Origin of the sequence: Phaeobacter sp. NW0010-22 (assembly GCF_040365955.1) — a bacterium.
GTDB lineage: Bacteria > Pseudomonadota > Alphaproteobacteria > Rhodobacterales > Rhodobacteraceae > OMPR01.
On sequence record NZ_BAABWT010000003.1, the window covers coordinates 228,927 to 254,135 of the forward strand.

At 54.3% G+C, this 25,209-nt stretch carries 26 protein-coding genes and 1 pseudogene; 16 read left to right on the forward strand and 11 right to left on the reverse strand.

Annotation, left to right across the window (positions count from 1 at the left end; translation table 11 throughout):
- The first annotated feature begins 4 nt into the window (after window positions 1-4).
- The 13 genes from trpS to ABWV33_RS08035 all read left to right on the forward strand — a co-directional run bounded on the left by trpS (window position 5) and on the right by ABWV33_RS08035 (window position 11,451).
- Window positions 5-1,030: a tryptophan--tRNA ligase gene (trpS, locus tag ABWV33_RS07975; protein WP_353329927.1), complete on the forward strand. Its 1,026-nt coding sequence runs from the start codon at window positions 5-7 to the stop codon at window positions 1,028-1,030.
- A 127-nt stretch (window positions 1,031-1,157) separates the two neighbouring features.
- A complete protein-coding gene (locus tag ABWV33_RS07980; protein ID WP_121998375.1) occupies window positions 1,158-2,021 on the forward strand; it encodes a branched-chain amino acid aminotransferase in 864 nt (287 codons plus the stop codon).
- Between the two features lie 81 nt (window positions 2,022-2,102).
- Window positions 2,103-2,558: a universal stress protein gene (locus ABWV33_RS07985; RefSeq protein ID WP_113825397.1), complete on the forward strand. Its 456-nt coding sequence runs from the start codon at window positions 2,103-2,105 to the stop codon at window positions 2,556-2,558.
- Between the two features lie 9 nt (window positions 2,559-2,567).
- Window positions 2,568-3,161: a 2-hydroxychromene-2-carboxylate isomerase gene (locus ABWV33_RS07990; protein ID WP_113825398.1), complete on the forward strand. Its 594-nt coding sequence runs from the start codon at window positions 2,568-2,570 to the stop codon at window positions 3,159-3,161.
- Window positions 3,162-3,229: 68 nt separating this feature from the next.
- Window positions 3,230-3,793: a NifU family protein gene (locus ABWV33_RS07995; RefSeq protein WP_113825399.1), complete on the forward strand. Its 564-nt coding sequence runs from the start codon at window positions 3,230-3,232 to the stop codon at window positions 3,791-3,793.
- Window positions 3,783-4,373: a tRNA (adenosine(37)-N6)-threonylcarbamoyltransferase complex dimerization subunit type 1 TsaB gene (gene tsaB, locus ABWV33_RS08000; protein ID WP_353329930.1), complete on the forward strand. Its 591-nt coding sequence runs from the start codon at window positions 3,783-3,785 to the stop codon at window positions 4,371-4,373. The genes ABWV33_RS07995 and tsaB overlap by 11 nt, the downstream gene beginning before the upstream one ends.
- The gene (locus tag ABWV33_RS08005) at window positions 4,370-4,783 is read left to right on the forward strand and encodes a GNAT family N-acetyltransferase (RefSeq protein ID WP_181824731.1); all 414 of its coding nucleotides are present in this window, start codon (window positions 4,370-4,372) and stop codon (window positions 4,781-4,783) included. Before tsaB ends, ABWV33_RS08005 begins: the two co-directional genes overlap by 4 nt.
- Before the next feature lie 161 nt (window positions 4,784-4,944).
- Entirely contained in the window at window positions 4,945-5,943 is a 999-nt protein-coding gene (locus ABWV33_RS08010; protein ID WP_113825402.1) for a BMP family lipoprotein, read from the forward strand.
- Between the two features lie 133 nt (window positions 5,944-6,076).
- Window positions 6,077-7,606 (forward strand): ABC transporter ATP-binding protein, encoded by a 1,530-nt coding sequence (locus tag ABWV33_RS08015; protein ID WP_113825403.1) that lies wholly within the window; start codon window positions 6,077-6,079, stop codon window positions 7,604-7,606.
- A gap of 3 nt (window positions 7,607-7,609) precedes the next feature.
- Window positions 7,610-8,704, forward strand: a complete 1,095-nt coding sequence (locus tag ABWV33_RS08020; protein ID WP_353329933.1) for an ABC transporter permease — start codon at window positions 7,610-7,612, stop codon at window positions 8,702-8,704.
- Complete coding sequence (locus tag ABWV33_RS08025; protein ID WP_113825405.1) at window positions 8,704-9,669, forward strand: ABC transporter permease; 966 nt, start codon at window positions 8,704-8,706, stop codon at window positions 9,667-9,669. The genes ABWV33_RS08020 and ABWV33_RS08025 overlap by 1 nt, the downstream gene beginning before the upstream one ends.
- A gap of 91 nt (window positions 9,670-9,760) precedes the next feature.
- On the forward strand, window positions 9,761-10,684 hold the full coding sequence (locus ABWV33_RS08030; RefSeq protein WP_113825406.1) for a sulfite exporter TauE/SafE family protein: 924 nt from the start codon (window positions 9,761-9,763) through the stop codon (window positions 10,682-10,684).
- A 2-nt stretch (window positions 10,685-10,686) separates the two neighbouring features.
- Complete coding sequence (locus tag ABWV33_RS08035; RefSeq protein WP_353329936.1) at window positions 10,687-11,451, forward strand: TIGR02186 family protein; 765 nt, start codon at window positions 10,687-10,689, stop codon at window positions 11,449-11,451.
- An 18-nt stretch (window positions 11,452-11,469) separates the two neighbouring features.
- Here ABWV33_RS08035 and ABWV33_RS08040 read toward each other — a convergent pair whose 3' ends face one another.
- The 7 genes from ABWV33_RS08040 to ABWV33_RS08070 all read right to left on the reverse strand — a co-directional run bounded on the left by ABWV33_RS08040 (window position 11,470) and on the right by ABWV33_RS08070 (window position 18,409).
- On the reverse strand, window positions 11,470-12,198 hold the full coding sequence (locus ABWV33_RS08040) for an SDR family oxidoreductase (RefSeq protein WP_353329938.1): 729 nt from the start codon (window positions 12,196-12,198) through the stop codon (window positions 11,470-11,472).
- A complete protein-coding gene (locus ABWV33_RS08045) occupies window positions 12,195-13,727 on the reverse strand; it encodes an ATP-dependent DNA helicase (RefSeq protein ID WP_353329940.1) in 1,533 nt (510 codons plus the stop codon). The genes ABWV33_RS08040 and ABWV33_RS08045 overlap by 4 nt, the downstream gene beginning before the upstream one ends.
- A gap of 59 nt (window positions 13,728-13,786) precedes the next feature.
- On the reverse strand, window positions 13,787-14,425 hold the full coding sequence (locus ABWV33_RS08050; protein ID WP_121998364.1) for an acyl-homoserine-lactone synthase: 639 nt from the start codon (window positions 14,423-14,425) through the stop codon (window positions 13,787-13,789).
- A gap of 82 nt (window positions 14,426-14,507) precedes the next feature.
- Window positions 14,508-15,227 carry a helix-turn-helix transcriptional regulator gene (locus ABWV33_RS08055; RefSeq protein WP_353329942.1) on the reverse strand — a complete coding sequence of 240 codons (720 nt, stop codon included), beginning with the start codon at window positions 15,225-15,227 and terminating at the stop codon, window positions 14,508-14,510.
- On the reverse strand, window positions 15,166-15,384 hold the full coding sequence (locus ABWV33_RS08060) for a hypothetical protein (protein ID WP_215193875.1): 219 nt from the start codon (window positions 15,382-15,384) through the stop codon (window positions 15,166-15,168). The genes ABWV33_RS08055 and ABWV33_RS08060 overlap by 62 nt, the downstream gene beginning before the upstream one ends.
- 213 nt (window positions 15,385-15,597) lie before the next feature.
- A complete protein-coding gene (gene ccrA, locus ABWV33_RS08065) occupies window positions 15,598-16,884 on the reverse strand; it encodes a crotonyl-CoA carboxylase/reductase (RefSeq protein WP_113825412.1) in 1,287 nt (428 codons plus the stop codon).
- Between the two features lie 157 nt (window positions 16,885-17,041).
- Complete coding sequence (locus tag ABWV33_RS08070; protein WP_353329945.1) at window positions 17,042-18,409, reverse strand: 1-acyl-sn-glycerol-3-phosphate acyltransferase; 1,368 nt, start codon at window positions 18,407-18,409, stop codon at window positions 17,042-17,044.
- A 150-nt stretch (window positions 18,410-18,559) separates the two neighbouring features.
- Here ABWV33_RS08070 and ABWV33_RS08075 point away from each other — a divergent pair, with 150 nt between their 5' ends.
- From ABWV33_RS08075 to deoD, 3 genes are all read left to right on the forward strand, one after another.
- The gene (locus ABWV33_RS08075) at window positions 18,560-20,521 is read left to right on the forward strand and encodes a methylmalonyl-CoA mutase family protein (RefSeq protein ID WP_353329947.1); all 1,962 of its coding nucleotides are present in this window, start codon (window positions 18,560-18,562) and stop codon (window positions 20,519-20,521) included.
- 114 nt (window positions 20,522-20,635) lie between these two features.
- Entirely contained in the window at window positions 20,636-20,953 is a 318-nt protein-coding gene (locus ABWV33_RS08080) for an H-NS histone family protein (RefSeq protein ID WP_113825415.1), read from the forward strand.
- An 18-nt stretch (window positions 20,954-20,971) separates the two neighbouring features.
- Window positions 20,972-21,685, forward strand: a complete 714-nt coding sequence (gene deoD / locus ABWV33_RS08085) for a purine-nucleoside phosphorylase (protein ID WP_353329949.1) — start codon at window positions 20,972-20,974, stop codon at window positions 21,683-21,685.
- 157 nt (window positions 21,686-21,842) lie between these two features.
- On the opposite strand, the gene ABWV33_RS08090 is transcribed toward deoD, so the two are convergent.
- The 4 genes and pseudogenes from ABWV33_RS08090 to ABWV33_RS08105 form a co-directional block, all read right to left on the reverse strand.
- Window positions 21,843-22,700 carry an urea carboxylase-associated family protein gene (locus tag ABWV33_RS08090; protein ID WP_353329951.1) on the reverse strand — a complete coding sequence of 286 codons (858 nt, stop codon included), beginning with the start codon at window positions 22,698-22,700 and terminating at the stop codon, window positions 21,843-21,845.
- Window positions 22,701-23,027: 327 nt separating this feature from the next.
- A pseudogene (locus ABWV33_RS08095) lies at window positions 23,028-23,327 on the reverse strand (hypothetical protein); the annotation flags it as partial.
- A gap of 10 nt (window positions 23,328-23,337) precedes the next feature.
- Complete coding sequence (locus tag ABWV33_RS08100) at window positions 23,338-24,576, reverse strand: calcium-binding protein (protein WP_353329953.1); 1,239 nt, start codon at window positions 24,574-24,576, stop codon at window positions 23,338-23,340.
- A complete protein-coding gene (locus ABWV33_RS08105; protein ID WP_353329955.1) occupies window positions 24,533-25,180 on the reverse strand; it encodes a hypothetical protein in 648 nt (215 codons plus the stop codon). The genes ABWV33_RS08100 and ABWV33_RS08105 overlap by 44 nt, the downstream gene beginning before the upstream one ends.
- Window positions 25,181-25,209 lie beyond the last annotated feature (29 nt).

A 25,209-nucleotide genomic window follows, 5' to 3' on the forward strand; every position in this document is an offset into this window, starting at 1 on the left:
CGCTATGACCGAGACCCAATTCACGCCGCGCGTGTTTTCCGGCATCCAGCCTTCGGGGGACCTGCACCTGGGTAACTACCTTGGTGCCTTGAAGCGTTTTGTCGACTGGCAAAGCAAAGATGTCGAGACGGTCTATTGTATGGTCGATCTCCACGCGATCACGGTCTGGCAAGACCCCAAGGATCTGATGCATTCGACCCGTGAATTGTGCGCTGGGTTCATTGCAGCAGGCATTGATCCCGAAAAGTCGATCCTGATCAACCAAAGCCAGGTTCCCGAGCATGCCCAATTGGCGTGGATCTTCAACTGTGTTGCCCGCATGGGCTGGATGCAGCGAATGACCCAGTTCAAAGACAAAGCGGGTAAGAATGCGCAAAATGCTTCGCTTGGTCTGTTTGCTTATCCTGCCCTGATGGCGGCGGACATTCTGATCTACCACGCGACCCATGTTCCTGTGGGCGAAGATCAGAAACAGCATCTTGAATTAACCCGGGATATCGCTGCCAAGTTCAACCATGACTATGGTGTTGATTTCTTTCCGATGACCGAGCCGGTGATCGAAGGAGCCGCCACGCGGGTTATGTCGTTGCGCGACGGGTCCAAGAAAATGTCCAAGTCAGATCCTTCGGATGCGAGCCGGATCAACATGACGGACGATGCGGATGCCATTGCCAAGAAGATCCGCAAAGCAAAAACCGACCCTGACGCCTTGCCTTCCGAGGCCAAAGGTTTGGATGAGCGCCCCGAAGCGCGCAATCTGGTCAACATCTATGCAGCCCTGAATGATCAGACTGTGGATCAGGTTTTGACCGACGTTGGTGGCAAACAATTTGGTGACTTCAAACCGATGCTGGCCGATCTGGCGGTTGCCAAGATGGCACCCATCTCGACTGAGATGGGTCGTTTGATGAACGATACGGCTGAGATTGACCGCATTTTGACACGCGGGTCCGAACGGGCGCGGGAAATCACATCACCAATCTTGCGCAAAACATATGACATAGTTGGGATGATCCCGCCTGTCGTCTGATCGCAAAGCGATGCATCTTTTGAACCGGCCCAGCATCCACTTGGGCCGGTTTCGCATCTGAAAGGGTATGGACTTCTGACCCTTTTGAGCGCACCCTCTGCCGCGTGGCATTGAGGGAGAGCAAGTCATGGCAACTGGCACCAACATCCGAACCTATTTCGAAGGCAGCTGGCACGAGGGCAACGCCCCAATCATGCGAGCTGCGGACCACGGATCCTGGCTTGGCTCCAGCGTGTTCGATGGTGCTCGATTTTTTGATGGTCTCACCCCAGATCTAGAAGCGCATTGTGCCCGGACGAACCGCTCTGCCGAGGCCCTGATGCTGACGCCAACTGTTACCACTGACGAGATGGTTGAGATCGCGCTTGAGGGTCTCAAAGCATATCGCCCCGAAGACGCTGTTTACATTCGACCGATGTATTGGGGCATTGATGGGGACCCAACGGCCATTGTTCCAAAGGCTGACTCGACTGGTTTTGCGCTCTGTTTGGAACAGATCCCGATGGCCCCGGCAACAGCATCGGCAACGCTGACGACAACGCGGTTTCGCCGCCCCGTCATCGAAGATGCCGTGGTGAATGCCAAGGCAGGGTGTCTGTATCCAAACAATGCGCGGATGCTGAAAGAAGCCAAATCAAAAGGGTTCTCCAACGCGCTGGTAGCGGATGCGATGGGGAACGTGGCGGAAACCGCCACCGCCAACATCTTTATGGTGAAAGACGGCGAAGTGTTTACCCCGATCCCAAATGGCACATTCTTGGCGGGTATCACTCGCGCGCGGCACATCGCAAACCTGCGTGCAGACGGTGTTAAAGTCCATGAGTCTGTGCTGAGTTTTGCGGATTTCCATGCCGCGGATGAAATTTTCATGTCCGGAAACATGAACAAAGTGACCCCGGTGACCGCGCTGGACGATACACAATTTCAGATTGGCCCTATCGCGAAACGCGCGCGCACGCTTTACTGGGATTGGGCCGCATCCGCCAGCTAACCCTCTGGGACATCATTAAACCCCATTGGTTGCCAGTTGCTGCGCCGTGATGCATGATCCGGTGAAAGAGGAAAGATAACCATGCGTAAGTTTCTTGTCGTCCTGGATGACAGCCGCGAGTGTTTGAACGCGATGCGTTTCGCTGCGTTGCGGGCGTCTCATACAGGGGGCGGCGTGGCCATTTTGTCGATCATCCCGCCAGATGAATTCAACCATTGGATTGGCGTTGGCGAAGTCATGCGGGAAGAAACCCGCGAACGAATACATGCCCATTTCGAAGTTTTTGCCAAGTGGATGCGCGACAAACAACAGATCGAGCCTGAACTGATTATTCGAGAGGGTGAGGCCGTCTCTGAAATCATCGCTCAGGTTCAGGAAGACAAAGAAATCGGCGTTCTTGTTCTGGGCGCTGGAACAGACAAAAAAGGCCCCGGGCCGTTGATCACACAACTTAGCCGTGCTTCTGGGTCGCTGCCGATTCCCTTTACCATTGTTCCGGGCGATCTGAGCAAGGAACAGCTGGAAGCGATCACCTGAGGGCGGACAATGGCTGGGCGTCTTCAATTCTGGTTCGAATTCGCCTCGACCTATTCTTTTCTCAGCGCCATGCGCATCGAAGAGGCTGCGACAGCACGCGGAATAACCGTTGAGTGGCAGCCTTTTCTCTTGGGGCCCATCTTTGCGGCACAGGGCTGGACGACTTCTCCGTTCAACCTTTATCCCGCTAAAGGCCGATATATGTGGCGGGATATGGAACGGCTCTGTATTTCTCGCGGGCTGCAATTCCATCCTCCTGATCCCTTTCCGCAAAACGGACTGAAAGCGGCACGGTTGGCCTTGGTGGCACGGGATGCCGGTGCCGCAGCGGCATTTGTGAGATCAGTTTATGTTTCGGAGTTTTGTTTAGGTCAGGATATCTCTGATTCAGCTGTATTGGCCCAATGTTGGGCTGAGGCTGGTTTGTCACCCGATCTGATGACCCGAGCCACTGCTCCAGCAATCAAAACCGCCCTGTTTGAACAAACCGCAAAGGCACAGGCGCTGGATCTGTTCGGCGCGCCCAGCTTTGTCGCAGGTGGGGAATTGTTTTGGGGTGATGACCGCCTCGATGAGGCCTTGAACTGGGCGGCGTCAATTTAGAACCGTTCCAATTATTGACTTCCTGAGGTCTTGGCCGCATATCAATACCAAGCATCACGGAGACTCACATGTTCATCCAGACCGAATCTACGCCAAACCCAGCAACTTTGAAATTCCTGCCCGGACAGACTGTCATGGAAGTTGGAACTGCTGATTTCCCAACCTCAGACGCGGCTGCGGCATCCCCGCTGGCGACTCGCATCTTTGCGGTAAACGGCGTTGCTGGCGTGTTCTTTGGCAATGACTTTGTAACCGTGACCAAAACAGACACCGTTGAATGGGACCATATCAAGCCTGCGATATTGGGCGCCGTCATGGAGCATTACCAATCCGGTCAGGCCTTGATGGCGGATGATGCGGAAACTAGTTCCGGACATGCTGAACATACTGGTGAAGATGCTGAAATCGTTGGCCAAATCAAAGAACTTCTGGACAGCCGCGTGCGTCCTGCCGTGGCCCAAGACGGCGGCGACATTACCTTTCACGGCTTTGATCGCGGCGTCGTCTACCTGCACATGCAAGGTGCTTGCGCAGGCTGTCCGTCTTCGACCCTGACGTTGAAAATGGGAATTGAAAACCTGTTGCGTCACTACATCCCCGAAGTGACCGAGGTGCGTCCCGTTGCAGTCTGATCAAATCATTCTGGCATTCGACACATCGGCCGCGCATTGCGCGGCCGCTTTGTTACGCGGAGATGAGATTGTCACCACGCGCGTCGAAGAAATGTCCATAGGGCAGGCCGAACGCCTGATGCCCCTTCTCGAAGAGATTCTGACTGAAGCCGATCTAAAGTGGAAAGATTTGACAGCACTGGGTGTTGGCATCGGGCCGGGGAATTTTACCGGCATACGCATTTCCGTTTCTGCGGCACGTGGACTAGCCTTAGGGTTAGAGATCCCGGCAGTGGGTGTCAGTGGGTTTGAGGTTGCGGCTCTTGGAGCCGAGGATGATCAATTGCCCGCAATTCCTGCACCGCGCGACCAAGTCTATGTCGAGGCCCCGGATCAGGACCCAGCATTGATGCCCCGCGCCGAGGCAGAAGCCCTGGGATCACTGTATTTCACCGAATCCGCACCGGACATGATCCAGGCAATCGCCCGCATTGCCGCTGTTTCGTGGGAAGACACAGACGAGGCCCCTGCCCCGCTTTATGTGCGTCCTGCAGATGCAGCACCGTCGCGAGATGTGCCCCCAACATTGCTTGACGCATGACACCAGAGGACATGGCGGCCTGTCACGCGGCCGCCTTTGACCAATCCCGTCCTTGGAGCGCAGAAGAGTTCGCAGATCTTCTGGCCAATGCATTCACGTTCGCTTGCGGTGATTCCCGATGCTTTGCCTTGGTGCAGACAATTGCAGGCGAAGCTGAACTTTTGACCATCGCGACACAACCGGCACATCAACGCAAAGGCTTGGCGCGTCACTGTATGGACATCTGGCAGGGTGAAGCTGTGAAGCGAGGGGCGACTCGGGCGTTCCTTGAAGTTGCTGCGGATAATCCTGCGGCCATCGCCCTTTATGAAAACCAGGGATACACGCCGTGCGGTCAACGGCGCGGCTACTATCAGCGTCAGGGCGCTGACCCAGTGGACGCAATCGTCTTGGAACGTAGGTTACCCTAAGGGCAAACTTGGAAAACTCGGACCATTCGGTCAAAAAAGCGGTTGACGCTTTGCACTGGCTCCGGCCTTAATTGCCAGCATCTAAACTGCTCTGCCCGTATCTATGGTGGTATACCCCTTTGGACGGCCGGGCCAATATAAAAAATCTATGGGAGACGACAATGACCCTCATGAAATCCCTGATGGGTGCCGCAGCCTCTGTTGCACTGACAGCTGGTGCTGCTCTGGCCGAACCCGCGCTGATCTTTGATCTGGGTGGGAAATTCGACAAATCGTTTAACGAAGCGGCATTTGGCGGCGCCACACGTTGGGCCGAAGAAACCGGCGGCACCTTCCGCGAGATCGAACTGCAATCCGAAGCACAGCGCGAACAGGCGCTGCGCCGTTTTGCCGAAGCTGGTGCCAACCCCGTGATCACCATGGGTTTTGCGATGGCTGATCCGCTCAGCGCCGTTGCGCCAGATTATCCGGACACCAAATTTGTCGCGGTGGACGTGAATTGGTTGGACACACCCAACATTCGCCAAATCGCCTTTGCTGAGCACGAAGGGTCTTACCTTGTCGGCATGATGGCTGCTGCGGCTTCGAAATCCGGTACGGTCGGCTTTGTCGGCGGCATGGACATCCCTCTGATCCGCCATTTTGGCTGTGGCTATGCGCAAGGTGCCAAAGCGGTCAATCCTGACATCAATATCGTTGCGAACATGACAGGCACGACCCCTGCGGCGTGGAATGACCCGGTAAAGGGCTCTGAGCTGACAAAAGCACAGATCAGCCAAGGCGCTGATGTTGTCTTTGCTGCGGCGGGCGGCACGGGCGTTGGCGTTTTGCAAACCGCCGCTGACGAAGGCATCCTGTCCATCGGCGTTGACAGCAACCAGAACCACCTGCACCCGGGCAAAGTTCTGACTTCGATGCTCAAGCGTGTTGATGTCGCGGTCTATGACGCCATGAAGGCAGGCACAGAGGTGGAAACAGGTGTATTCACGATGGGTCTGGCAGAAGACGGTGTTGGCTACGCTCTGGACGACAACAACGCTGCATTGGTTTCGGCCGACATGAAAGCGGCAGTTGACGCGGCGCGTGAAAAAATCATCAGCGGTGATCTGAAAGTTGTCAGCTACTATGAAAACGATAGCTGCCCAGCGGTGAAGTTCTGATTTAATCCCTGTACAAGGGCGTCCCAAAGGGCGTCCTTGTACACTACCTGCGCATTTTCGTCAGCCTGTTGGACCAACTATTGGCAGATTTCAAACAAGCTGATGCGCCCCTCTCGGTTATTGAGGACTAAACATGACCATCCCCGCAATTGAGCTTAAAGGGATTTCCAAATCCTTTGGGCCAGTACAAGCAAACAAAGACATCTCTATCAGCGTCGCCCCCGGGACCATCCATGGGATCATCGGTGAAAACGGCGCGGGCAAATCCACGCTGATGAGTATCCTTTACGGTTTCTACAAAGCCGATAAAGGTGAGATCTGGATCAACGGCACCAAAACCGAAATCCCTGACAGCCAAGCGGCCATCACTGCGGGTATCGGGATGGTGTTTCAGCATTTCAAGCTGGTTGAAAACTTTACAGTTCTGGAAAATATTATCCTAGGTGCCGAAGATGGTGCATTGCTCAAGCCATCCCTTGGCAAGGCCCGAAAGATCCTGAAAGAACTGGCCAAAGAATACGAGCTCAACGTGGACCCTGATGCCCAAATCGATCAAATCGGTGTTGGCATGCAGCAGCGTGTTGAGATTCTAAAGGCCTTGTATCGTCAGGCTGATATTCTAATCCTCGACGAACCCACCGGCGTTTTGACCCCCGCCGAGGCCGACCAGTTGTTCCGCATCCTGCATCGACTGCGCGAAGAGGGTAAAACGATCATCCTGATCACGCACAAACTGCGTGAGATCATGGAAGCCACGGACACCGTTTCTGTCATGCGGCGCGGCCAGATGACTGCGACGGTCAAGACTGCTGAAACCAGCCCCCAGCATCTAGCAGAGCTGATGGTGGGTCGTAAGGTTCTGTTGCAGGTCGACAAAGTTCCGGCAAAACCCGGCAAGCCCGTGCTTGAAATCGAAAACCTAAGGGTTGTTGATGAACAAGGTGTAGAACGCGTCAAAGGCATCGACCTGACGGTAAATGCGGGCGAAATCGTTGGCATTGCGGGCGTTGCAGGCAATGGGCAATCCGAATTGCTTGAAGTTCTGGGTGGCATGCGCACTGGCGCAGGGCTGATCAAGCTAAATGGCGAGCCTCTGGCGCTGAGCGGTCCGGGATCGGATGGACAAGCGCGGCGGGCCCAACACGTGGCCCACGTCCCCGAAGACCGCCAGCGCGAAGGTCTGATCATGGATTTTCACGCTTGGGAAAACGTCGCCTTTGGCTATCATCATGACCCGGCTTATCGGAACGGCCTGTTCATGAACAACGCAGCCCTGCGTGCAGACACCGAACGCAAAATCGAGAAATTCGATGTGCGCCCGGCAGATGGTTGGCTTGCCGCCAAGAACTTCTCAGGCGGGAACCAGCAAAAGATCGTGGTGGCCCGTGAAATTGAGCGCAATCCAAATCTGCTGCTCGTAGGACAACCGACACGTGGTGTCGACATTGGCGCCATTGAATTCATCCACAAGCAAATCGTCGCCCTGAGGGATCAAGGCAAAGCCATCCTATTGGTTTCGGTCGAATTGGAGGAGATATTTTCACTCTCGGATCGGATCGCGGTGATGTTTGATGGACATATCATGGGCGAACGATTGCCCCAAGAAACGAACGAAAAAGAACTAGGCTTGATGATGGCCGGAGTTACCGGGGAGGTCGCCTAAGCCATGGAAAAAATGCCAAAATGGGCCGATGTAATCCTGATCCCAGTGATCAGCCTTATTCTGGCCGCCGCCTTATCCGCGCTTGTGATTCTAGCCATCGGAGAAGACCCGATTGCTGCCGTCAAATTGATGGTATCTGGCGCTTTGGGGTCCACGTATGGATGGGGTTATACCCTTTATTATGCCACCAACTTTATGTTCACGGGCTTGGCCGTCGCCGTCGCCGCCCATGCCGGATTGTTCAACATCGGTGGTGAAGGCCAAGCCATGTTGGGTGGCTTGGGTGTCGCGCTGATCTGTTTGCTGATCCCCTGGCCACATTGGTCTTTGGCTTTGATCTTTGCCGCCCTTGGGGCAGGTTTGTTCGGCGCGGCCTGGGCCCTTATACCAGCATATCTGCAAGCTAAACGCGGCAGCCATATCGTGATCACGACGATCATGTTCAACTTTATCGCAGCAGCTGTGCTCAACTACGTATTGGTCAATGTGCTCCGGCCCAAAGGGTCTATGGACCCTGCATCAGCACGGTTCCCGGAGGCGGTGCACCTGCCCAACCTGCACGAGTTGTTGGCCCCAATCGGTATCAGCTTTTCCAAAGCAGCGCCTGCAAACGTGAGCTTGTTGGTTGCGATCGGTGCTTGTGTGGTGATCTGGGCCCTGATCTGGCGCACGTCCCTAGGCTATGAAATTCGTGCTTTTGGCAAATCAGAACCCGCGGCACGCTACGCTGGTATCTCCTCTGTCAAAATCATCGTCGTTGCGATGCTGATTTCTGGTGCTTTGGCCGGAATGATGGCGACCAATAACGTGATGGGTGAAGCAGAGCGGTTGGTTCTGAACTCGACCGAGGGCGCTGGGTTTATCGGAATCGCTGTGGCGCTGATGGGGCGCAATCATCCGTTTGGTGTATTTCTGGCCGCGCTTTTGTTTGGATTTCTGTACCAAGGGGGCGCCGAACTGGCTCTGTGGACCAAGATCCCACGTGAGTTGATCGTTGTGATCCAAGCCTTGGTCATCCTGTTCACAGGTGCGCTGGACAATATGGTTCGAATGCCGCTTGAAAAAATCTTTCTGGTGCTGCGGAAAGGAAAAGCATGATGGATTTCCTGACCCTAATCCAAGTGCTGGACAGCACCGTACGCCTCGCAACCCCACTGCTGCTTGCCTGTCTAGCTGGACTCTATTCCGAGCGAGCGGGCATCTTTGACATCGGCCTTGAGGGCAAGATGTTGATGGCGGCATTTTTCTCAGCCGCGGTCGCCGCTGTGACAGGGTCGGTCTGGCTGGGCCTGCTCGCAGGAATCGCGTCCTCATTGGCTCTGAGCGGACTGCACGGGTTGGCCTCGATCACCTTTAGGGGCAATCAATTGATCTCAGGCGTCGCGATCAACTTTTTGGCGGCGGGTTTAACTGTCCTGATCGCGCAAGACTGGTTTCAGCAAGGCGGCAGAACGCCGTCGTTGATGGGTGGAGGGCGCTTTAACGCGATCACCCTTCCGTTTGCTGAAAGCCTGGCAGAGGTGCCCGTCTTGGGGCCGATTTATTCGGAACTGCTATCTGGGCATTCGATCTTGGTCTATTTTGCCTTTCTGGCCGTCCCCGCAACATGGTGGATCTTGTATCGAACCCGGTTTGGGCTGCGGTTGCGCGCCGTTGGCGAAAATCCGGCAGCTGTCGACACAGCTGGCGTTTCCGTCGTTGGACTGCGCTATGCTGCGGTAGCGATCTGTGGACTGCTCTGTGGCATTGCCGGGGCTTATCTGGCCACTGCGTTGCAAGCAGGTTTTGTCAAAGACATGACAGCTGGGCGTGGCTTCATCGCACTTGCGGCATTGATCTTTGCCAAATGGCGCCCGTGGCAGGCCATGTGGGCCTGCCTGCTGTTTGGCTTGTTGCAGGCCGTCGCGTTGCGGTTCCAGAATATCGATCTGGGTGGCGTGGTGATTCCCGTGCAGGTGATGGATGCGCTGCCTTATATCCTGACCGTGGTGATCCTTGCGGGCTTTGTCGGCAAGGCAATTCCACCACGCGCAGGCGGCGATCCCTACGTGAAAGAACGATAATAAGTCCAGTTTAGACCCAGAAGTCAGTCCTGATTTCTGCAGAGCGGCATCCAGAGTTGATTTTGGGTGCCGCTACGGTCTAACAGAGACTATGCAAATTTACCTCCCCATAGCTGAAGTCTCCGTCAATGCGTTCCTTTTGTTAGGACTTGGCGGGTTGGTCGGGATCCTTTCGGGCATGTTTGGTGTCGGCGGGGGGTTTCTTATGACGCCCCTCCTGTTCTTCATCGGCATTCCGCCCGCTGTCGCTGTTGCCACCGAAGCCAACCAGATTGTTGCATCTTCGTTTTCCGGCGTGCTTGCGCATTTTCGACGAAAAACCGTTGATTTCAGGATGGGGTTTGTCCTTCTTATCGGCGGTCTCGCCGGGGCCGCCCTTGGTGTTGTCGTCTTTAACCACTTGAAAAGCCTTGGCCAGGTCGATCTGCTGGTCAAACTTTGCTATGTTGGCTTCCTTGGTGTCATCGGTGGGCTTATGTTCATCGAAAGCGTCAACGCAATTCGCAAGTCACGCGGCGCGGCTGGTGGTGCCCCCGCAAAGCGGCGTCAGCGCAGCTGGGTACACGCCCTGCCATTCAAAATGCGCTTTCGCACCTCGGGCTTGTACATCTCGGTCCTGCCACCAATCATCGTTGGACTTGTCGTTGGTGTATTGGCCGCGATCATGGGTGTCGGCGGCGGCTTTGTGATGGTGCCAGCAATGATCTATATCCTGGGCATGCCAACCAAAGTGGTTGTTGGGACATCGCTGTTCCAGATCATTTTTGTCACCGCGTTCACCACCATGTTGCACGCCACCACGAACTTTACAGTCGATGTGGTTCTGGCTGTGCTGTTGCTTGTCGGCGGCGTTATTGGCGCTCAGATCGGCACTAGAATTGGTGTCAAACTTAAGGCCGAGCAATTGCGCGTCCTATTGGCCCTGATGGTCCTCGCCGTCTGCGGCAAACTTGCCCTTGATCTGTTGTTGCAACCCGCCGAGCTCTATTCGCTTGGCGCCGCTGGGGGACACTGATCATGCGCCGTTTGATTTGTGCACTTATGATGCTCACCGCGCCCGTTGCAGCCCAGAGTGAAGAAGTTGTTCTGGGCCTTAGCAAGGATAACGTTGCCATTACGACAAGCTTTGATGGCTCTGAGATCCTCATTTTTGGGGCGGTAAAGCGCGAAGAAGCGATCAACACCGCTGAACCCCTGGAGGTGGTGATGACCATCGCCGGCCCATCCGAACCAGTTGTTGTACGCAGCAAAGAGAAAAAGTTTGGCATTTGGGTCAACACCGAAGCATTGGAAGTCGATTCCGCGCCCAGCTTTTACGCGGTTGCAACCACGGGTCCCATCGCTCAGGTCCTGAGCGAGACCGAAGATCTGCGCGAAAAAGTGACAATTGACCGGGCCATTCGTTCAGTTGGGGCCCCTGCAGGAATCATCGATGCGGGTCGCTTTACCGAAGCGGTTATTCGGATCCGCCAAGAAAAGAATCTGTACCAATTGCTCGAAGGGCAAGTTGCACTGGATCAACAAACCCTGTTTCGCACCCGGATCGACATGCCTGCAGATCTGACCGAGGGCGACTACCTGACCCGTATTTTCCTCACCCGGAACGGCAAAATTGTGTCGAACTATGAAACGACAATTGATGTGCGCAAGGTCGGGTTGGAACGGTTCCTGTTTAACATGTCTCGCCAACAGCCTATCTGGTATGGCCTGATGTCTCTCGCCATCGCTATTTTTGCGGGCTGGGGGGCTTCTGCGGTCTTCAGCGCGCTGCGCCGCAACTAAGATTGATTTGGGTGGGGTCTAACCCCGCCCGATATACGGCATAGTTGTCGCCATAACGGTCATGAATTGCACGTTCGCCTCAAGCGGTAGGTTTGCCATGTGAAGAACGGACCGCGCGGCATCCTCAACCGCCATCGACGGCTGCGGCTCTTCGCCTTGCGCAATGGCGGAAGCGTTTAATCCTTCGACCATTGGCGTGCGTGCATTCCCAATATCAATCTGCCCACATGCGACATTGAAGGGGCGACCGTCCAACGACAGGCTGCGTGTCAGGCCAGTTATGGCGTGTTTGGTTGTGGTATAGTGTATTGAGCTTGGGCGAGGCACATGGGCCGCGATTGAGCCGTTATTGATGATCCGTCCGCCCTGAGGCGTCTGTCGCCGCATAATGCCAAACGCAGCGCGGGCCGACAGAAACATACCATTCAGGTTCACATTGACGGTCTGAAACCAATCATCCAGCGCGATTTCATCAATCGTTCCACCCGGGGCAAAAATCCCCGCGTTATTAAACAAAACATCCAGATGGCCTGCATGGCTCTGAAACAATGAGAACGCATTGGTGACCGCCTCTGGATCTGTAACGTCAGCAACCAAGGGCACGGCCCTAGAATGGCCTACGGCGATATCTTCCAACACCTTTTGGCGGCGTGCCAACAAGCCGACGACCCATCCCTCTTTCAGAAACAAATCGGCGGTTGCGCGCCCAATACCGGAACTGGCACCAGTCACAATGATGCTTTTCATGCCTGTTCTCCTTCCAACGTCAACACGGCGGCTGGGGCTTGCTTCAAATCATCAACCTGCAAGCCATATGTTGGTTTGGACAAGCGATTGCGCACGACCCAAATAAGCCGCTCTTGTGCACGCGTGATTGCAACATAGGCCAAACGTTTCCACAGCGGCTGCCCCGCCTCTACGCGCCCCATTTTGGCCGCTACATAGATATCCGGGGCAAAGACCTGTACCGTATTCCATTGAGAGCCCTGCGCCTTGTGAATTGTCACCGCGGCGCCATGCAAAAAGGTCGCCCCCATGCGCGCAGCAAAGGGAATAAAAGGTTCTTCTTCGTCGGGCATTTCGATTTTGACGATCGAGGCCGCGCTCACCTGCGGATCTTCGGCGCCCATGACATGCAAGCGAGAAAACCCTGGTTTGCGCCCCGGTCCTAAATAGACCACCTGTGCCCCTTTGATCAGGCCGCGGGCTTCTAGATCCAACCTTTTCTTGCGATGCTTGAGTGGCAATTCGATACCGTCACAGATCAAGGGTTCCCCTTCTAGCAGCTCTTCGGCTGGTGCGCCGTGAACAGAGCGAAAGGCATTGATCAATCGAATACGAGTCGCGTTGCGCCAAACCAGGACCGGACTGCGCGCCATGAGGTCGACCTCGACCCTTTGGCCCCAAACGACACGGTCGTCACGCTTGGCCGTGTCTTCAATCATCCTCTCGAAGTGATGGAACTCCAATTGAGGATCAGCAAGTGCATGGGCCAAATCCAGAATCGGGTTATCTGCCTCTTGCCGATGGATACGCTTGAGCTCGATTTTACGCGGTGGCTCTAGGTCATCAAAGACCATTGATCCAGACTGGTTCACCGGCGCTAGCTGAGCAGGATCTCCGAACACAACAAGGGTCGGGAAAATCTCTTTCAGATCATCAAACTGGCGGTCATCCAGCATCGACGATTCATCAACAAAACCGATATCCAACGGCTCGTCCCGCCGTTTCCACCCTGTGATGAAATCAGACCCCCTCAGACCGGCAATCGCGAGTGCACCCGGGATCGACTTATTGCCTTCGTAAAAGGCGGCAGCGCGATCTAATGCCTCGTCAGTAAGGCCCTCTATCTCAGGGCGGTCACCATTTCCTGCCAACCATTCTGCGATCCGCTCATATTCCGGGTCGTACACTGGCGTATAGAGAATTCGGTGGATCGTAGTAGCGGGTACACCACGCAACCTGAGGACGCTAGCCGCTTTGTTGGTTGGAGCGAGAATCGCTAACGTCCTGCGATCTTTTTTTTTTCGGCTTTCGTAGTCCCCAGAAACGATCTGTACACCAGCCCCTTCCAGCGCCTTGTACAATTCAGCCAGAAGCAAGGTTTTGCCAGACCCCGCTTTCCCAATAACGGCCATGACGCCCGACTTACTGCCCGCAGGGGGCGTAAGCAGCGCATCGTCGTCCAAATGCACACCGGCAAATCGAAGCATCTCAGTGACACTGTCAAACGCAGTGGCCTGATCATCGGAAAAAACTACAGGAGAATTGGTCATGGCGCGACCCTACAGGGGCACGCCGGACACTGCCAGAGAGCTAGGTGTCTTTTCTCGTCTTACCCGGTCATTGCAAAGCGGTTGTCTCTGGCACTGCCAAAAGCCCGGTTGAACCATAGGCGCGACAGCTCTTGTGATACCCCTGCCCGGGCAGCCACTTTATCACGTGCCTCTTGGCTGAATTCCCACAATCCAACAGAAATGCGATCACGTCCCGTTCCCTCGGATCCCAGGATTTCAGGCGATGATCCAATCGCCTTGTAGATACGCACCATGCGCGCATCAAAGACACCGGCAAAGTGACGAATGCCAAACGCGGTCATAATTTCACCGCCCCCCAACATCAGCGCAGCGGCGACATGTGATCCTGCACCACGTGCTAGGCAAAATCGAGTGCATTCCCAAATCAGCGGGCTGGAAATCGGCGATCCCCCCGTGAGGTGCCCGAAGATTTCATTGACCATAACCGGCCCAGTCGTCGGCAAGAACCGCATCGATCCGCCGTGGCTGCCGTCTGCTTCTTCCCAAATCACATAAAGCGGATTGAGCGCATCGTACTGATCCCGCTCTTCCCCATTCTCATCAACAGAAACTTCCCACCCCAGACGCGTCTTGAATTGATCGGCGCGGTCCTGAAACATAGCCTTGGCCAGTTCCGGATATTGGTGCAGTTCATCAGCATAAATGTAACGCAACATAATGTGTCCCCTTGTCGTCCAGCGATAGAACAAAAGGAGTACGGCACATTGGTTAATTTTTAGTCAGGACAGCGTTCGCCCCTTAAACCACTATCAAACCTCTGCTTAGAGCGCGTGCAATCGCATGGGTTGTATTGAGAGCCCCAAGCTTGAAACGGGCGCTTTCGATGTAGACGCGCAACGTGTGCTCTGAAATCGATAAAGAGTGAGCGATTTGAGCACGGTTATAGCCCAATGCCAACAAGGTCATAGCATCCACTTCGCGAGGTGACAGAGACCGGGATTGTTCGGGCTGTCGATTCGTTTCAAACTCTAACGCCTTACGGTTGAAATAGTGCGCGATCAAAATCAGATCGCGACCAAAGGCCTGAGTAAATTCTGCCCATTCTTCATCAGAACAAACATGGTTCGCGGTAAACAGTGCAAATTGCCCTTTGGGCCCCCGAATCGGGATCGAGTAGCCTTGATTGCCAACGCCGTGATCCAATGCATCTTTTAAAAACACCTTGGCAGCTTTGGTGGACCAATCCATACGTTTCCAGTCCACAGGATGGAAACGTTGAAAACACCCCAAGATAACCGGATCTGTACGATGGTAGTTTTGCTCTACATATCGCTCAACCCAGTCGTCTGAATAGGTCCCACACCCGTATTGATCCCCGGCGCTGTCCACCCAATGATAAACAATGTGGTTTATCTTTAGGGTGTCCCGTAACGCAACCGAGATCTCCTGAAGGTCTTCAAGCGCGCTGGTGGCGTCCAAGTCCTCCAGTATGCTTTCCAAATTGACTTGATTCCCCATGCCCCAGCGAACGCGCCTCTTCTTTCTGGGACGCTATCTCGGCGGCCGCAATCAGCTTGGTGTCATCAAGCTGCTCTGCGAGCACCCTCATTCCATTCGTCGAGGCGAAGGTTTTGAGGTCAGCCAGAACGTCCAGTATCCACTCATTTTGTGGCATCAGAGTCTCTCCGAAACAGTTAACGAAAGGTTAACATAACTATAGCATGCATCCATTGGTTGCGAATATTCACTTCTTTCCCCTCCCCATAAACAGTGAGGGCAGCATTTCTAACTGATTGATACCTCTAGAAGCCCCGGTTCCAACGAAAACGCCCGCGAACCACATTGGTGATTCGCGGGCGTATTTGTCAGCTAGAAACTTCGGTTATGGTTAACCGCGTGCGTCCAGAACTTCTTCGAGTGTCCGCAGACCAGTCTTAGGCGCCTGTACCAGAACGGACATGTTGCCGGGTTTGTGCTCGTTCCGCAGCATTTTCATGTGTGCTTCGGGCAGATCGTTCCAAGCAAATACTTCGGACATGCAAGGATCAAGACGACGTTCTAGCATCAGCTTGTTAGCGGATGCCGCTTGCTTGAGGTGCGCAAAGTGCGAGCCCTGCAACCGCTTCTGGTGCATCCACATGTAGCGCACGTCCAGTGTCAGGTTAAAGCCGGTGGTCCCGGCGCAGATTACAACCATGCCACCCTTTTTGCAGACAAATGTCGACACAGGGAAAGTTGATTCACCTGGGTGTTCGAACACCATGTCGACGTTCACGCCTTTGCCGGTGATTTCCCAGATCGCTGCGCCGAACTTACGCGCTTCCTTGAACCAGGCGCCGTATTCCGGCGTGTTCACGGTGGGCATTTGCCCCCAGCAATTGAAATCCTTACGGTTCAAGACGCCTTTGGCCCCTAGACCCATAACAAAGTCACGCTTGCTTTCGTCCGAAATCACACCGATCGCGTTTGCACCTGCAGTGTTGATCAGCTGGATCGCATAAGATCCCAGACCACCCGACGCGCCCCAAACCAGAACGTTCTGACCAGGTTTCAGGTCATGCGGCTCGTGGCCGAAAAGCATCCGGTATGCCGTGGCAAGTGTCAGCGTGTAGCAGGCCGCTTCTTCCCAAGTCAGGTGCTTGGGACGTGGCATCAACTGCTGTGCCTGAACATTGGTGAACTGCGCAAAGGACCCATCAGGAGTTTCATACCCCCAAATCCGCTGGCTGGTCGAGAACATCGGATCGCCACCGTTGCACTCTTCATCGTCGCCATCATCCTGATTACAGTGAATGACAACTTCATCGCCAACTTTCCAACGGGTCACTTTGGATCCAACGGCCCAAACGATACCGGCAGCATCCGAACCTGCGATATGGTAAGGAGCCTTGTGGCCATCAAACGGAGAAATCGGCTTACCCAAGCCAGCCCAGACACCGTTATAGTTAACGCCTGCAGCCATCACCAGAACGAGAACTTCGTGGCTGTCCAAGACAGGAACATCCACCACTTCCTGCAACATTGCAGTATCTGGTTCGCCGTGGCGCTCTCTACGGATAGCCCAAGCATACATCTGCTTAGGGACATAACCCATTGGGGGGATTTCACCCATCTCGTACAGATCTTTTTCAGGTGCCTCGTACGACGCGATACCGCCGTTGGTGTCCAAAGCCATGTCAGCCTCCTATGTCTAGGTTTCTTGCCGCAATGCAGAATCGCGGCGCTGAGGATGGAATATGAACTGTCGCGCAACATTGCAACATCATTTATCTCTTTTTTGAAACTTTATGACCCAGCAGTCGCAGAAAGATACTTCGCTGTCGCAGCAATTCTCAGGTGATTTGCTTCAAAGTATCATCGACCGACTCGGCGTAATACCTTAGCAAGTCAACGCGCTGTGGGTTTGCGCGGAACATGTCCTGCTCTTCGATCAGGACTTCACGCTGTTTTAACTGCATCAGGCTGCTGTCCAGCGCCTCGATAAACGCATCAGCGGACAAGTGGATCCCATTCGAAGCCAGCCCAGCCGCTACAGCTTCCATTTGGCGCTCTAAGGCATTACGCGAAATAGCCATATTATCCCGCAGCACAAGCCACGCGATTAGCGGTATCGGTAGAACAGGGATGATCTCCCCGATATTTGCCATCAGATGACGCGCCAGAGGAATAGTGACATCCCCCTCATTTTCAGCACGAAACCCCTTTAGAGATACTGGATCTCCGAAACTTACTGCCGCGTATCCAAGACGGTGATAGCGACCAACGATCCGCCGAAACAACTGTTTGACGATCCAAAGCATAACAACACCGATACGGGCCCTAAATCGACGTTCATTTCGATGTGCAGCCGCCGTCAAAGTCGTGTCTTCCAAGACCCGATCATAGTTCAAGGCCACAGGAACAAAAACCACATCACGCCCGTCGGGATCAGCACCATCCACAATATATTTTAACAGACCCAATTTTGGCCGCCCCAAAGCCCCTGTTAGACTAAGCCCACCCTCTGGGAACATCGCCTGTGTCACGCCGGCATCCGTTGCATGGCGCACGTAACTGGCCAAAACTTGGCGGTAGAGCTCGCTGCCAGACTTACGCCGAATAAAATAGGCCCCCATTGCCCGGATCAACCGGCTAAGTGGCCAGACACGCGCCCATTCCCCAACCGCATAAGACAGCGCCGATCGTTGGGCCGCCAAGTAGGTGATCAGAACATAATCCATATTGCTGCGGTGGTTCATGACAAAAACCACGGTGGCATTAGGGTCAATATTGCGCAGCGTATTCTCATCCAAGTGGCTCAGGCGGACATGATAAAACGCATTGCTTAGAAAACGCGCGAGCCGGATAGCAAAGCTGAAATATGCAAACGCCGAAAATGAAGGAACGATTTCACGGGCGTACCGCTTGGCCTCTTCAAAGGCGACGGCTTCTGGCACACCTTCTGATTGCGCGTGCGCCTGCACCGCATGCCCAACCTGTGGATCGTAGATCAATCGTTGGATCATGTCGTGGCGTCGCGCCAACTTGAATGGCTGGATCGGACGCTCCAAACGCGTGTTCAATCGTGCCACGGCACGCTCTAAACGGCGGCGAAAGAACCATCGCACAGAAGGGAACAGAAAATGCGACGCAAAAGTGACCGTCGCAAACAGCACGATCAAAACAAAGAGCCAGAGAGGAAGTTCAATAGTCTGCGACATGGCCGCAAACTGCCATCAAACACCGTCAGCCACAATCCATTCACATCTGACAGAATTTGCCGCAACGCAGCGAATTGACACGCGCTGAAAATTGCGCTTTAGAACCCCTCATTGAAATATTGTTGCTCACCCTGACTCGCGAGGCCCAACATGACACAGTCGCAAAAAGACCGCCCTTGGTTGATCCGGACATATGCCGGTCACTCTACTGCCAAGGCGTCTAACGCTCTTTACCGTGGCAATTTGGCCAAAGGGCAAACCGGCCTTTCAGTGGCTTTCGACCTGCCAACTCAAACCGGGTACGACAGCGACCACACATTGGCACGTGGTGAAGTGGGAAAAGTTGGGGTTCCTGTATCTCACCTGGGCGACATGCGGGCCTTGTTCGACGAAATCCCGCTTGAGCAAATGAACACATCGATGACAATCAACGCGACCGCGCCTTGGCTGTTGTCGCTGTATATTGCCGTTGCCGAAGAGCAGGGTGCCGATGTGTCCAAGCTTCAGGGCACCGTGCAAAACGACCTGATCAAAGAATATCTGTCTCGCGGCACTTATATTTGCCCCCCCAAACCATCGCTTAAGATGATCGCGGATGTGGCCGAGTTCTGCTATACGAATGTGCCTAAGTGGAATCCGATGAACGTCTGTTCCTATCACCTGCAAGAGGCAGGAGCGACACCGGAACAGGAATTGGCCTTTGCTTTGGCGACGGCCCAGGCCGTACTGGATGAACTGCGTCCTCGCGTTCCTGCCGAAGATTTCCCAACGCTGGTTGGTCGGATCTCATTCTTTGTGAATGCGGGCATCCGCTTTGTCACCGAAATGTGCAAAATGCGCGCATTTGTCGATCTTTGGGATGAGATCTGCGAGACCCGCTATGGAATCACCGATGCGAAAATGCGCCGGTTCCGGTATGGGGTTCAGGTGAACTCGCTTGGTTTGACCGAACAGCAGCCGGAAAATAATGTTTATCGCATTTTGATTGAAATGCTGGCCGTGACCCTGTCGAAAAAAGCACGGGCACGGGCGGTTCAGCTGCCCGCTTGGAACGAAGCACTTGGTTTGCCACGCCCTTGGGATCAGCAGTGGTCGATGCGGATGCAGCAAATTCTGGCCTATGAAACCGACTTGCTTGAGTTTGGCGACCTGTTTGATGGCAATCCAGCTGTCGATGCCAAAGTTGAAGAGTTGAAAGAGGGCGCACGCGCTGAGCTGGCCAACCTAGACGGCATGGGTGGTGCGGTCGCATCGATCGAATACATGAAGTCCCGGCTCGTCGATTCAAACGCTGAACGCCTGAATCGTATTGAGCGGAATGAAACTGTGGTCGTTGGTGTAAACCGCTGGACAGAAGGCGAAGCGTCTCCCCTGCAAACCGAGGACGGGGGCATCATGGTCGTCGATCCCGCCGCTGAAAAAGAGCAGATTGATCGCCTGAACGAATGGCGTGCTGCCCGTGATGACGCAGCAGTCGCTGCTGCACTGGTCGCGCTTCGTAATGCTGCCAAAACCGGCACGAACATCATGCAACCGTCGATAAAAGCCGCAAAAGCAGGTGTGACCACTGGCGAGTGGGCTGAAGAGATGCGCAAAGCCTATGGCACATATCGTGGACCAACGGGTGTTTCAGGGTCCGTTTCAAATAAAACTGAAGGACTCGACGATATTCGTGGTTCCGTGGATGCCGTCAGCGACAAACTGGGTCGGCGCCTGAAGTTCCTTGTTGGTAAGCCAGGGTTGGATGGCCACTCGAATGGGGCTGAACAAATTGCATTCCGAGCACGGGATTGCGGCATGGATATCGCCTATGAGGGTATCCGCCTGACTCCCGAGGAAATTGTGAACGCCGCAGTTGAAGACGAAGCGCATGTAGTTGGGCTGTCTATTCTTTCTGGTAGCCATTTGCCTTTGGTGGAAGATGTCGCAATTAGAATGAAGAATGCCGGGTTATCTCATATTCCAATTATCGTAGGTGGCATTATTCCCGATGACGACGCCGAAAAACTAAAAAACATGGGCATCGCAAAAGTATATACCCCAAAAGATTTTGAATTGAATGCAATAATGAAAGATATTGTCTCACTTGTTGCGGAAAAAGCCGAAGTATAAGTAATAACTCCGTGCACTAATGAAAATTGGTGCTGAAAAGCGTCTCAAACTTCGTTAATGTAGCGCGATCAGCGCTGCATTAATTGGCGTTTGTGATAAAGAATGGAGTAAAAGATGGGTATGAATCTAAGCGAGATGTCTCGCAAAGAGTTACTTGAACTGCAAATAGGCGTTGAAGACGCGTTGAAAGCGGCTGAAGTGCGTGAGCGTCAGGAGGCCCTGGCAGCCGTTGAAAAAGCGGCAGCCGAATATGGGTTTAGCCTGGCTGATTTGTCCGGTGACAACAGAAAAAGCACGAAGGGTACAAAAGCCGCTGCGAAATATCGCAATCCGGCCAACCCTGAGCAGACCTGGACCGGTCGCGGGCGCAAGCCACAGTGGATCCACGATTCATTGGCCGCAGGCGCCGATATCACCGATCTCGAAATCTAATCGGAATTAAGTCTCAAAATGACAATTCACATCGGAGCAGAAACCGGACAAATCGCAGAAACAGTTCTGCTGCCGGGCGATCCCTATAGAGCGAAATGGGCTGCCGAAACCTTTCTCACCGAGGTTCAGCAAGTCAACAACGTTCGGGGAATGCTTGGGTTTACCGGATTTTGGAACGGTCACCGCGTTACAATTCAAGGTAGCGGAATGGGGATGCCCTCACTCTCTATCTATGTAAACGAGCTGATCAAAGAATATGGCGCGAAAACGCTGATCCGAATTGGATCATGTGGCGGAATGCAAGAGAATGTCGGCGTTCGGGATATTATCCTGGCAATGACAGCAAGCACCCTTAGCACGCCGTCACGCGGAATATTCAAAGAATTGAATTTTGCCCCTAGCGCCGACTATGGTTTGTTGCACAAGGCATTTCACGCCGCGCAAGCCAAAGGGACCCCGACTCATGTGGGCGGGATCTATTCCTCGGATGTGTTTTATGACGAGAGACCTGATCTGAACGAACAAATGGTGCGGCACGGCATTTTGGGCGTCGAGATGGAAGCGGCAGAGCTTTACATTCTTGCGGCCCGTTACAAATGCCGGGCATTGGCGGTGTTAACCGTCTCGGATCATTTGTTAACCGGCGAAGCTCTTCCGAGTGATCAACGCGAATCCAGCTTTGGTGACATGGTTGAAATCGCATTGGAAGCGGCCTTTGCCGATCAGGATTAACCGATTCTGACCGGTAGCTTTCCGGGAGTGACGTCCGTGCACCTTTTGTGCACCCCCTGTGCACCCCCCGGCACCGACTTATAAAACTCACAATAAAACGGGCGGAGGTTAATCCTCCGCCCGTTTTATTTACCCTACCTATACCGAGCGTTGCAGGTTACCGCCCGTGGCTGCGATCATACCCATTTACCCCGGGCGTCTGCCAATTCCCCAATGCTCCCTCAGCGGGGGCGAAGACTTCGACTAAGAGCGGATGGCAAGACGCCACATCACTGGTGTGCTCGGAGGAGCAATCCCCACCCGGGCACGCGCTGAGCCCGCCAGTCACGTTGATCTCAGCAAAGAACTCCAGATAATCACCGGGACGGACAGGCGAAGCTTTCATAAAGTACTGCCCCGTGTCACGGGTGAACCCTGTGCACATGAAGACGTTCAAGACATCATGAACCAGCGGCTCCGCCTCAGCCAATGGAACCCCCATATGATCAGCCAAAGCGCGCGTCAGGTTGGAATGGCAGCAATAGTGATACTGTGTCCCAGCAGCGAGCAGATTGCCCGTGTAGGGATCGCAGCGGGTCCCGATGACATCGTGCACCGATCCGCCAAAGGCATCCATCCCATACCATCCAAGCGTGTCTTCGATGATCGTCGCCATGGGTCGCAGATGTGGGAAGCTGCTCCACATCCGCTCGCCCGTGGTGATGTGGGTACCATGCAGCGCACGGGTTTTCCCGGAATAGAAACGCTCGGTCAGGTCATCTGTGTTCCAAAGGTTGAGGTCACCCACCTGCGGCCCCTCGACTGAACTGATACGAAAGAAGTGTCCGGCGGGGACAGTAAAGCACCGAGCGTCCCGAGCGGGGACAAGAATCTCGTCCGTTTTGGTGGCCGTTGCACGAGCCGCGCGATAGAGCGCCAGATCTGCCGGGGGCAGCGTGTCGTTGGGATAACAAATAACAGGTTGAATGGCGCGCCGCTCTGCAGCGTCGGCGGGTGGGTTTGATTGTGAAATCATGCGCGTTTCTCCTCTTTGCCCACACAGGGCACGAGCGGGATCACGGATGCAAGAGGCGTTCGCTCATACAGCTGTCTGGCATTAGACAATCGTCAGGCGGATTGAGGAAGGGAAAGGAAGTTAAGGGCGAGATCCCACCGCCCCGTACGAGGGATCCGTGGCGATGGGATCTGCTTTTGGTCACGCTGCATTCACGCTTGCGCGCAAATCAGACGTGTCATGCTGCGTGTTCGCCTTTTGTGTCGATATTGACAAGGGGGAAAAATGACGCGCTTCTTGCCATTTCTCATTTTAATAAACCGTAAGCGATGAGGCGTAGGTTGCGTTCTAAAAGGCGTACAGGAACAGGAAGTCGTCTGCGAATTGGATGACTTCGATATTGACCAGCGTGTCTGTTCCTTCGTTCCCGGAAGTTACGCGCTCCACCCTTGTCTGATCGCCTTGGGTCGATACCTTGTAATCGTCTCGGTTGCCTTGGAAAATCGCGTAACCCCAGCCTGCACCGCCATCCAGAAAGTCATCTGACCCGCCGCCGGCCAAGCGATCCACCCCACCGTTTCCTCTCAGGGTGTCTTCGCCGTAAAGGCCACGAAGAACATTTCTCCCTTCATCGCCGTGCAGAGTATCGTCGTAGCTACTAGCCGGTAACGCGCTCTACACTGGTGTAGCTGTTGCGCGCGGCGTCGCCTTGAGTACCGCGCCCCTGTGATAGGAAGACCGATACAGCTGAGGTTGACGCCGAATAGCTGATCATGTCCAAACCCGACCCGCCATCATATCGGTCGCGCCCAGCAGAGCCGACAAGCCAGTCATAGCTGCCCAACCCTCGCAGATCATTGTCCCCTGCATCGCCCGTCAGATGGTCCTGATAGGAAGAGCCAGTGACACGTTCGATGTTTTGATACCGGTCGCCATCTGCTTGCCCTGCACCGCCACGACCACGTTCCAGATTGACCTGAACAGCGCTGTCAGACGAGACATAGCTGATCATGTCACGCCCAGTGCCACCATCATAGAAGTCGGCCCCTTCGGATCCAACAAACCAGTCATAGCTTCCGGCTCCACGCAGGCGGTTGTTGCCGTCGTCTCCGACGATGTAATCGCCGAACGAGGACCCTGTGATGCCTTCAATGTTTGAGAGCAGATTAACACCATTTCCTGAGGTCGCTCGCCCCGTGGACAGATCGACACGCACGGCTTGCGACTGGTTGATAAAGCTAACCATGTCAAATCCAGTGCCACCGTCGATCGTGTCGGACCCGCCCCCCGGAGTGATCCAGTCGTTGCCGCCGAGTGCTAGGATGTTAGAGCTTTCGCCCTCATAAGTAAGAGTGTCGTTGTTGTCTGTCGAAACAGGAACCTCCGATCTTGTGGTTCGGACTTCAGCCCCCACCGTCGGGAAAAAGCCCAAGACACGAAGCGTCATCCAAACCGCACCAACGCCCTCATTGGATAACGAAACGAGCTCTGGCCCGAGAAACCCCGTACTGCTGTTCGGTGTCAGCTGCACTTCCCCAGTGACAAGATTCAGGTCTGCATCGTATTCGCGAGCCATTGTATCTGGATTCGGGTCAACATTTGACCAAGCAACAATGAAGCCGCCGTCCTTCAGTGCCGCAACCGAGGGGAGATTTTGCTCACCGACTCTGGTCACGTTCACGACAAACTCATTCCCCTGAGGAACGCCCTCAGCTGTCAACTGACGAGCTACAATCCCTTCTTCGCTGCCATCTTGACCTTCTGACATCCACACGGTGATCAGGCTGCCGTCTCCTAGACGTGTAATCGCCACCTCTTCCTGATTGCCGCGCGTGAATTGATTTATGCGAATTTCATTCCCTTGCGGGACGCCACTGGCGTTGAAAACCCGCGACATCAGAGCATTTCCGGAGCCATCTCCGGACTGCGATAAGGTTTCCATTCTCAAGGGCTTGAACCATTGGGAATTTCTGAATGCCTGCAGTGTTTTGCTCCAATTGAACCAAAATTCCGCGTGGCGTGCCGTCTAGATCAAAGGTTTTAAGAACGGTAGAATGCTCTGCGCCACTCGATTGGTACATCCTGGCAACAACAGCGAAACCACCATCTTCAAGCGTCGCCACTTGAGGGGAGAACATTTTCTTCAAAGCAGGGGTGAACAGACGCATTTCCGACCCGAGCTGCGCGCCTGTGTCAGAATAACGAATGGCGCGAATTTCGCTGTTGCCGCTTTCCACGTGCACATAGGAAATAATGAAGCCACCATCCGACAACACGGCCACATCAGCCTCGCCAATGGTGCCACTTGAAGAGGCAACAGTACGCGCTGAACCTGCTAAAGACCCATCAGCTTCGAGAAGCTTGAACCTGACTTTATTAGAAGTTGTTTCCCATATCGCAACTTGGCACCCGTCGGACAGTGGCGCATTTTGGGGACCCGCAAGAACAAGACCACGGCTCGCCAGAGAAGAGATGGATTTTAGGTCGGAAAGGGCCGGCACGGAAACAGCTTATTACTATCTAAAGATGT

What these genes read in the sequence shown, in the direction of transcription:
- trpS (WP_353329927.1), top strand. Translation starts at nt 5, where the DNA reads ATGACCGAGACCCAATTCACGCCGCGCGTGTTTTCCGGCATCCAGCCT.
- ABWV33_RS07980 (WP_121998375.1), top strand. Translation starts at nt 1,158, where the DNA reads ATGGCAACTGGCACCAACATCCGAACCTATTTCGAAGGCAGCTGGCAC.
- ABWV33_RS07985 (WP_113825397.1), top strand. Translation starts at nt 2,103, where the DNA reads ATGCGTAAGTTTCTTGTCGTCCTGGATGACAGCCGCGAGTGTTTGAAC.
- ABWV33_RS07990 (WP_113825398.1), top strand. Translation starts at nt 2,568, where the DNA reads ATGGCTGGGCGTCTTCAATTCTGGTTCGAATTCGCCTCGACCTATTCT.
- ABWV33_RS07995 (WP_113825399.1), top strand. Translation starts at nt 3,230, where the DNA reads ATGTTCATCCAGACCGAATCTACGCCAAACCCAGCAACTTTGAAATTC.
- ABWV33_RS08005 (WP_181824731.1), top strand. Translation starts at nt 4,370, where the DNA reads ATGACACCAGAGGACATGGCGGCCTGTCACGCGGCCGCCTTTGACCAA.
- ABWV33_RS08010 (WP_113825402.1), top strand. Translation starts at nt 4,945, where the DNA reads ATGACCCTCATGAAATCCCTGATGGGTGCCGCAGCCTCTGTTGCACTG.
- ABWV33_RS08015 (WP_113825403.1), top strand. Translation starts at nt 6,077, where the DNA reads ATGACCATCCCCGCAATTGAGCTTAAAGGGATTTCCAAATCCTTTGGG.
- ABWV33_RS08020 (WP_353329933.1), top strand. Translation starts at nt 7,610, where the DNA reads ATGGAAAAAATGCCAAAATGGGCCGATGTAATCCTGATCCCAGTGATC.
- ABWV33_RS08025 (WP_113825405.1), top strand. Translation starts at nt 8,704, where the DNA reads ATGGATTTCCTGACCCTAATCCAAGTGCTGGACAGCACCGTACGCCTC.
- ABWV33_RS08030 (WP_113825406.1), top strand. Translation starts at nt 9,761, where the DNA reads ATGCAAATTTACCTCCCCATAGCTGAAGTCTCCGTCAATGCGTTCCTT.
- ABWV33_RS08035 (WP_353329936.1), top strand. Translation starts at nt 10,687, where the DNA reads ATGCGCCGTTTGATTTGTGCACTTATGATGCTCACCGCGCCCGTTGCA.
- ABWV33_RS08040 (WP_353329938.1), bottom strand. Translation starts at nt 12,198, where the DNA reads ATGAAAAGCATCATTGTGACTGGTGCCAGTTCCGGTATTGGGCGCGCA.
- ABWV33_RS08045 (WP_353329940.1), bottom strand. Translation starts at nt 13,727, where the DNA reads ATGACCAATTCTCCTGTAGTTTTTTCCGATGATCAGGCCACTGCGTTT.
- ABWV33_RS08050 (WP_121998364.1), bottom strand. Translation starts at nt 14,425, where the DNA reads ATGTTGCGTTACATTTATGCTGATGAACTGCACCAATATCCGGAACTG.
- ABWV33_RS08055 (WP_353329942.1), bottom strand. Translation starts at nt 15,227, where the DNA reads ATGGGGAATCAAGTCAATTTGGAAAGCATACTGGAGGACTTGGACGCC.
- ABWV33_RS08060 (WP_215193875.1), bottom strand. Translation starts at nt 15,384, where the DNA reads ATGCCACAAAATGAGTGGATACTGGACGTTCTGGCTGACCTCAAAACC.
- ccrA (WP_113825412.1), bottom strand. Translation starts at nt 16,884, where the DNA reads ATGGCTTTGGACACCAACGGCGGTATCGCGTCGTACGAGGCACCTGAA.
- ABWV33_RS08070 (WP_353329945.1), bottom strand. Translation starts at nt 18,409, where the DNA reads ATGTCGCAGACTATTGAACTTCCTCTCTGGCTCTTTGTTTTGATCGTG.
- ABWV33_RS08075 (WP_353329947.1), top strand. Translation starts at nt 18,560, where the DNA reads ATGACACAGTCGCAAAAAGACCGCCCTTGGTTGATCCGGACATATGCC.
- ABWV33_RS08080 (WP_113825415.1), top strand. Translation starts at nt 20,636, where the DNA reads ATGGGTATGAATCTAAGCGAGATGTCTCGCAAAGAGTTACTTGAACTG.
- deoD (WP_353329949.1), top strand. Translation starts at nt 20,972, where the DNA reads ATGACAATTCACATCGGAGCAGAAACCGGACAAATCGCAGAAACAGTT.
- ABWV33_RS08090 (WP_353329951.1), bottom strand. Translation starts at nt 22,700, where the DNA reads ATGATTTCACAATCAAACCCACCCGCCGACGCTGCAGAGCGGCGCGCC.
- ABWV33_RS08100 (WP_353329953.1), bottom strand. Translation starts at nt 24,576, where the DNA reads ATGTCGCGGGTTTTCAACGCCAGTGGCGTCCCGCAAGGGAATGAAATT.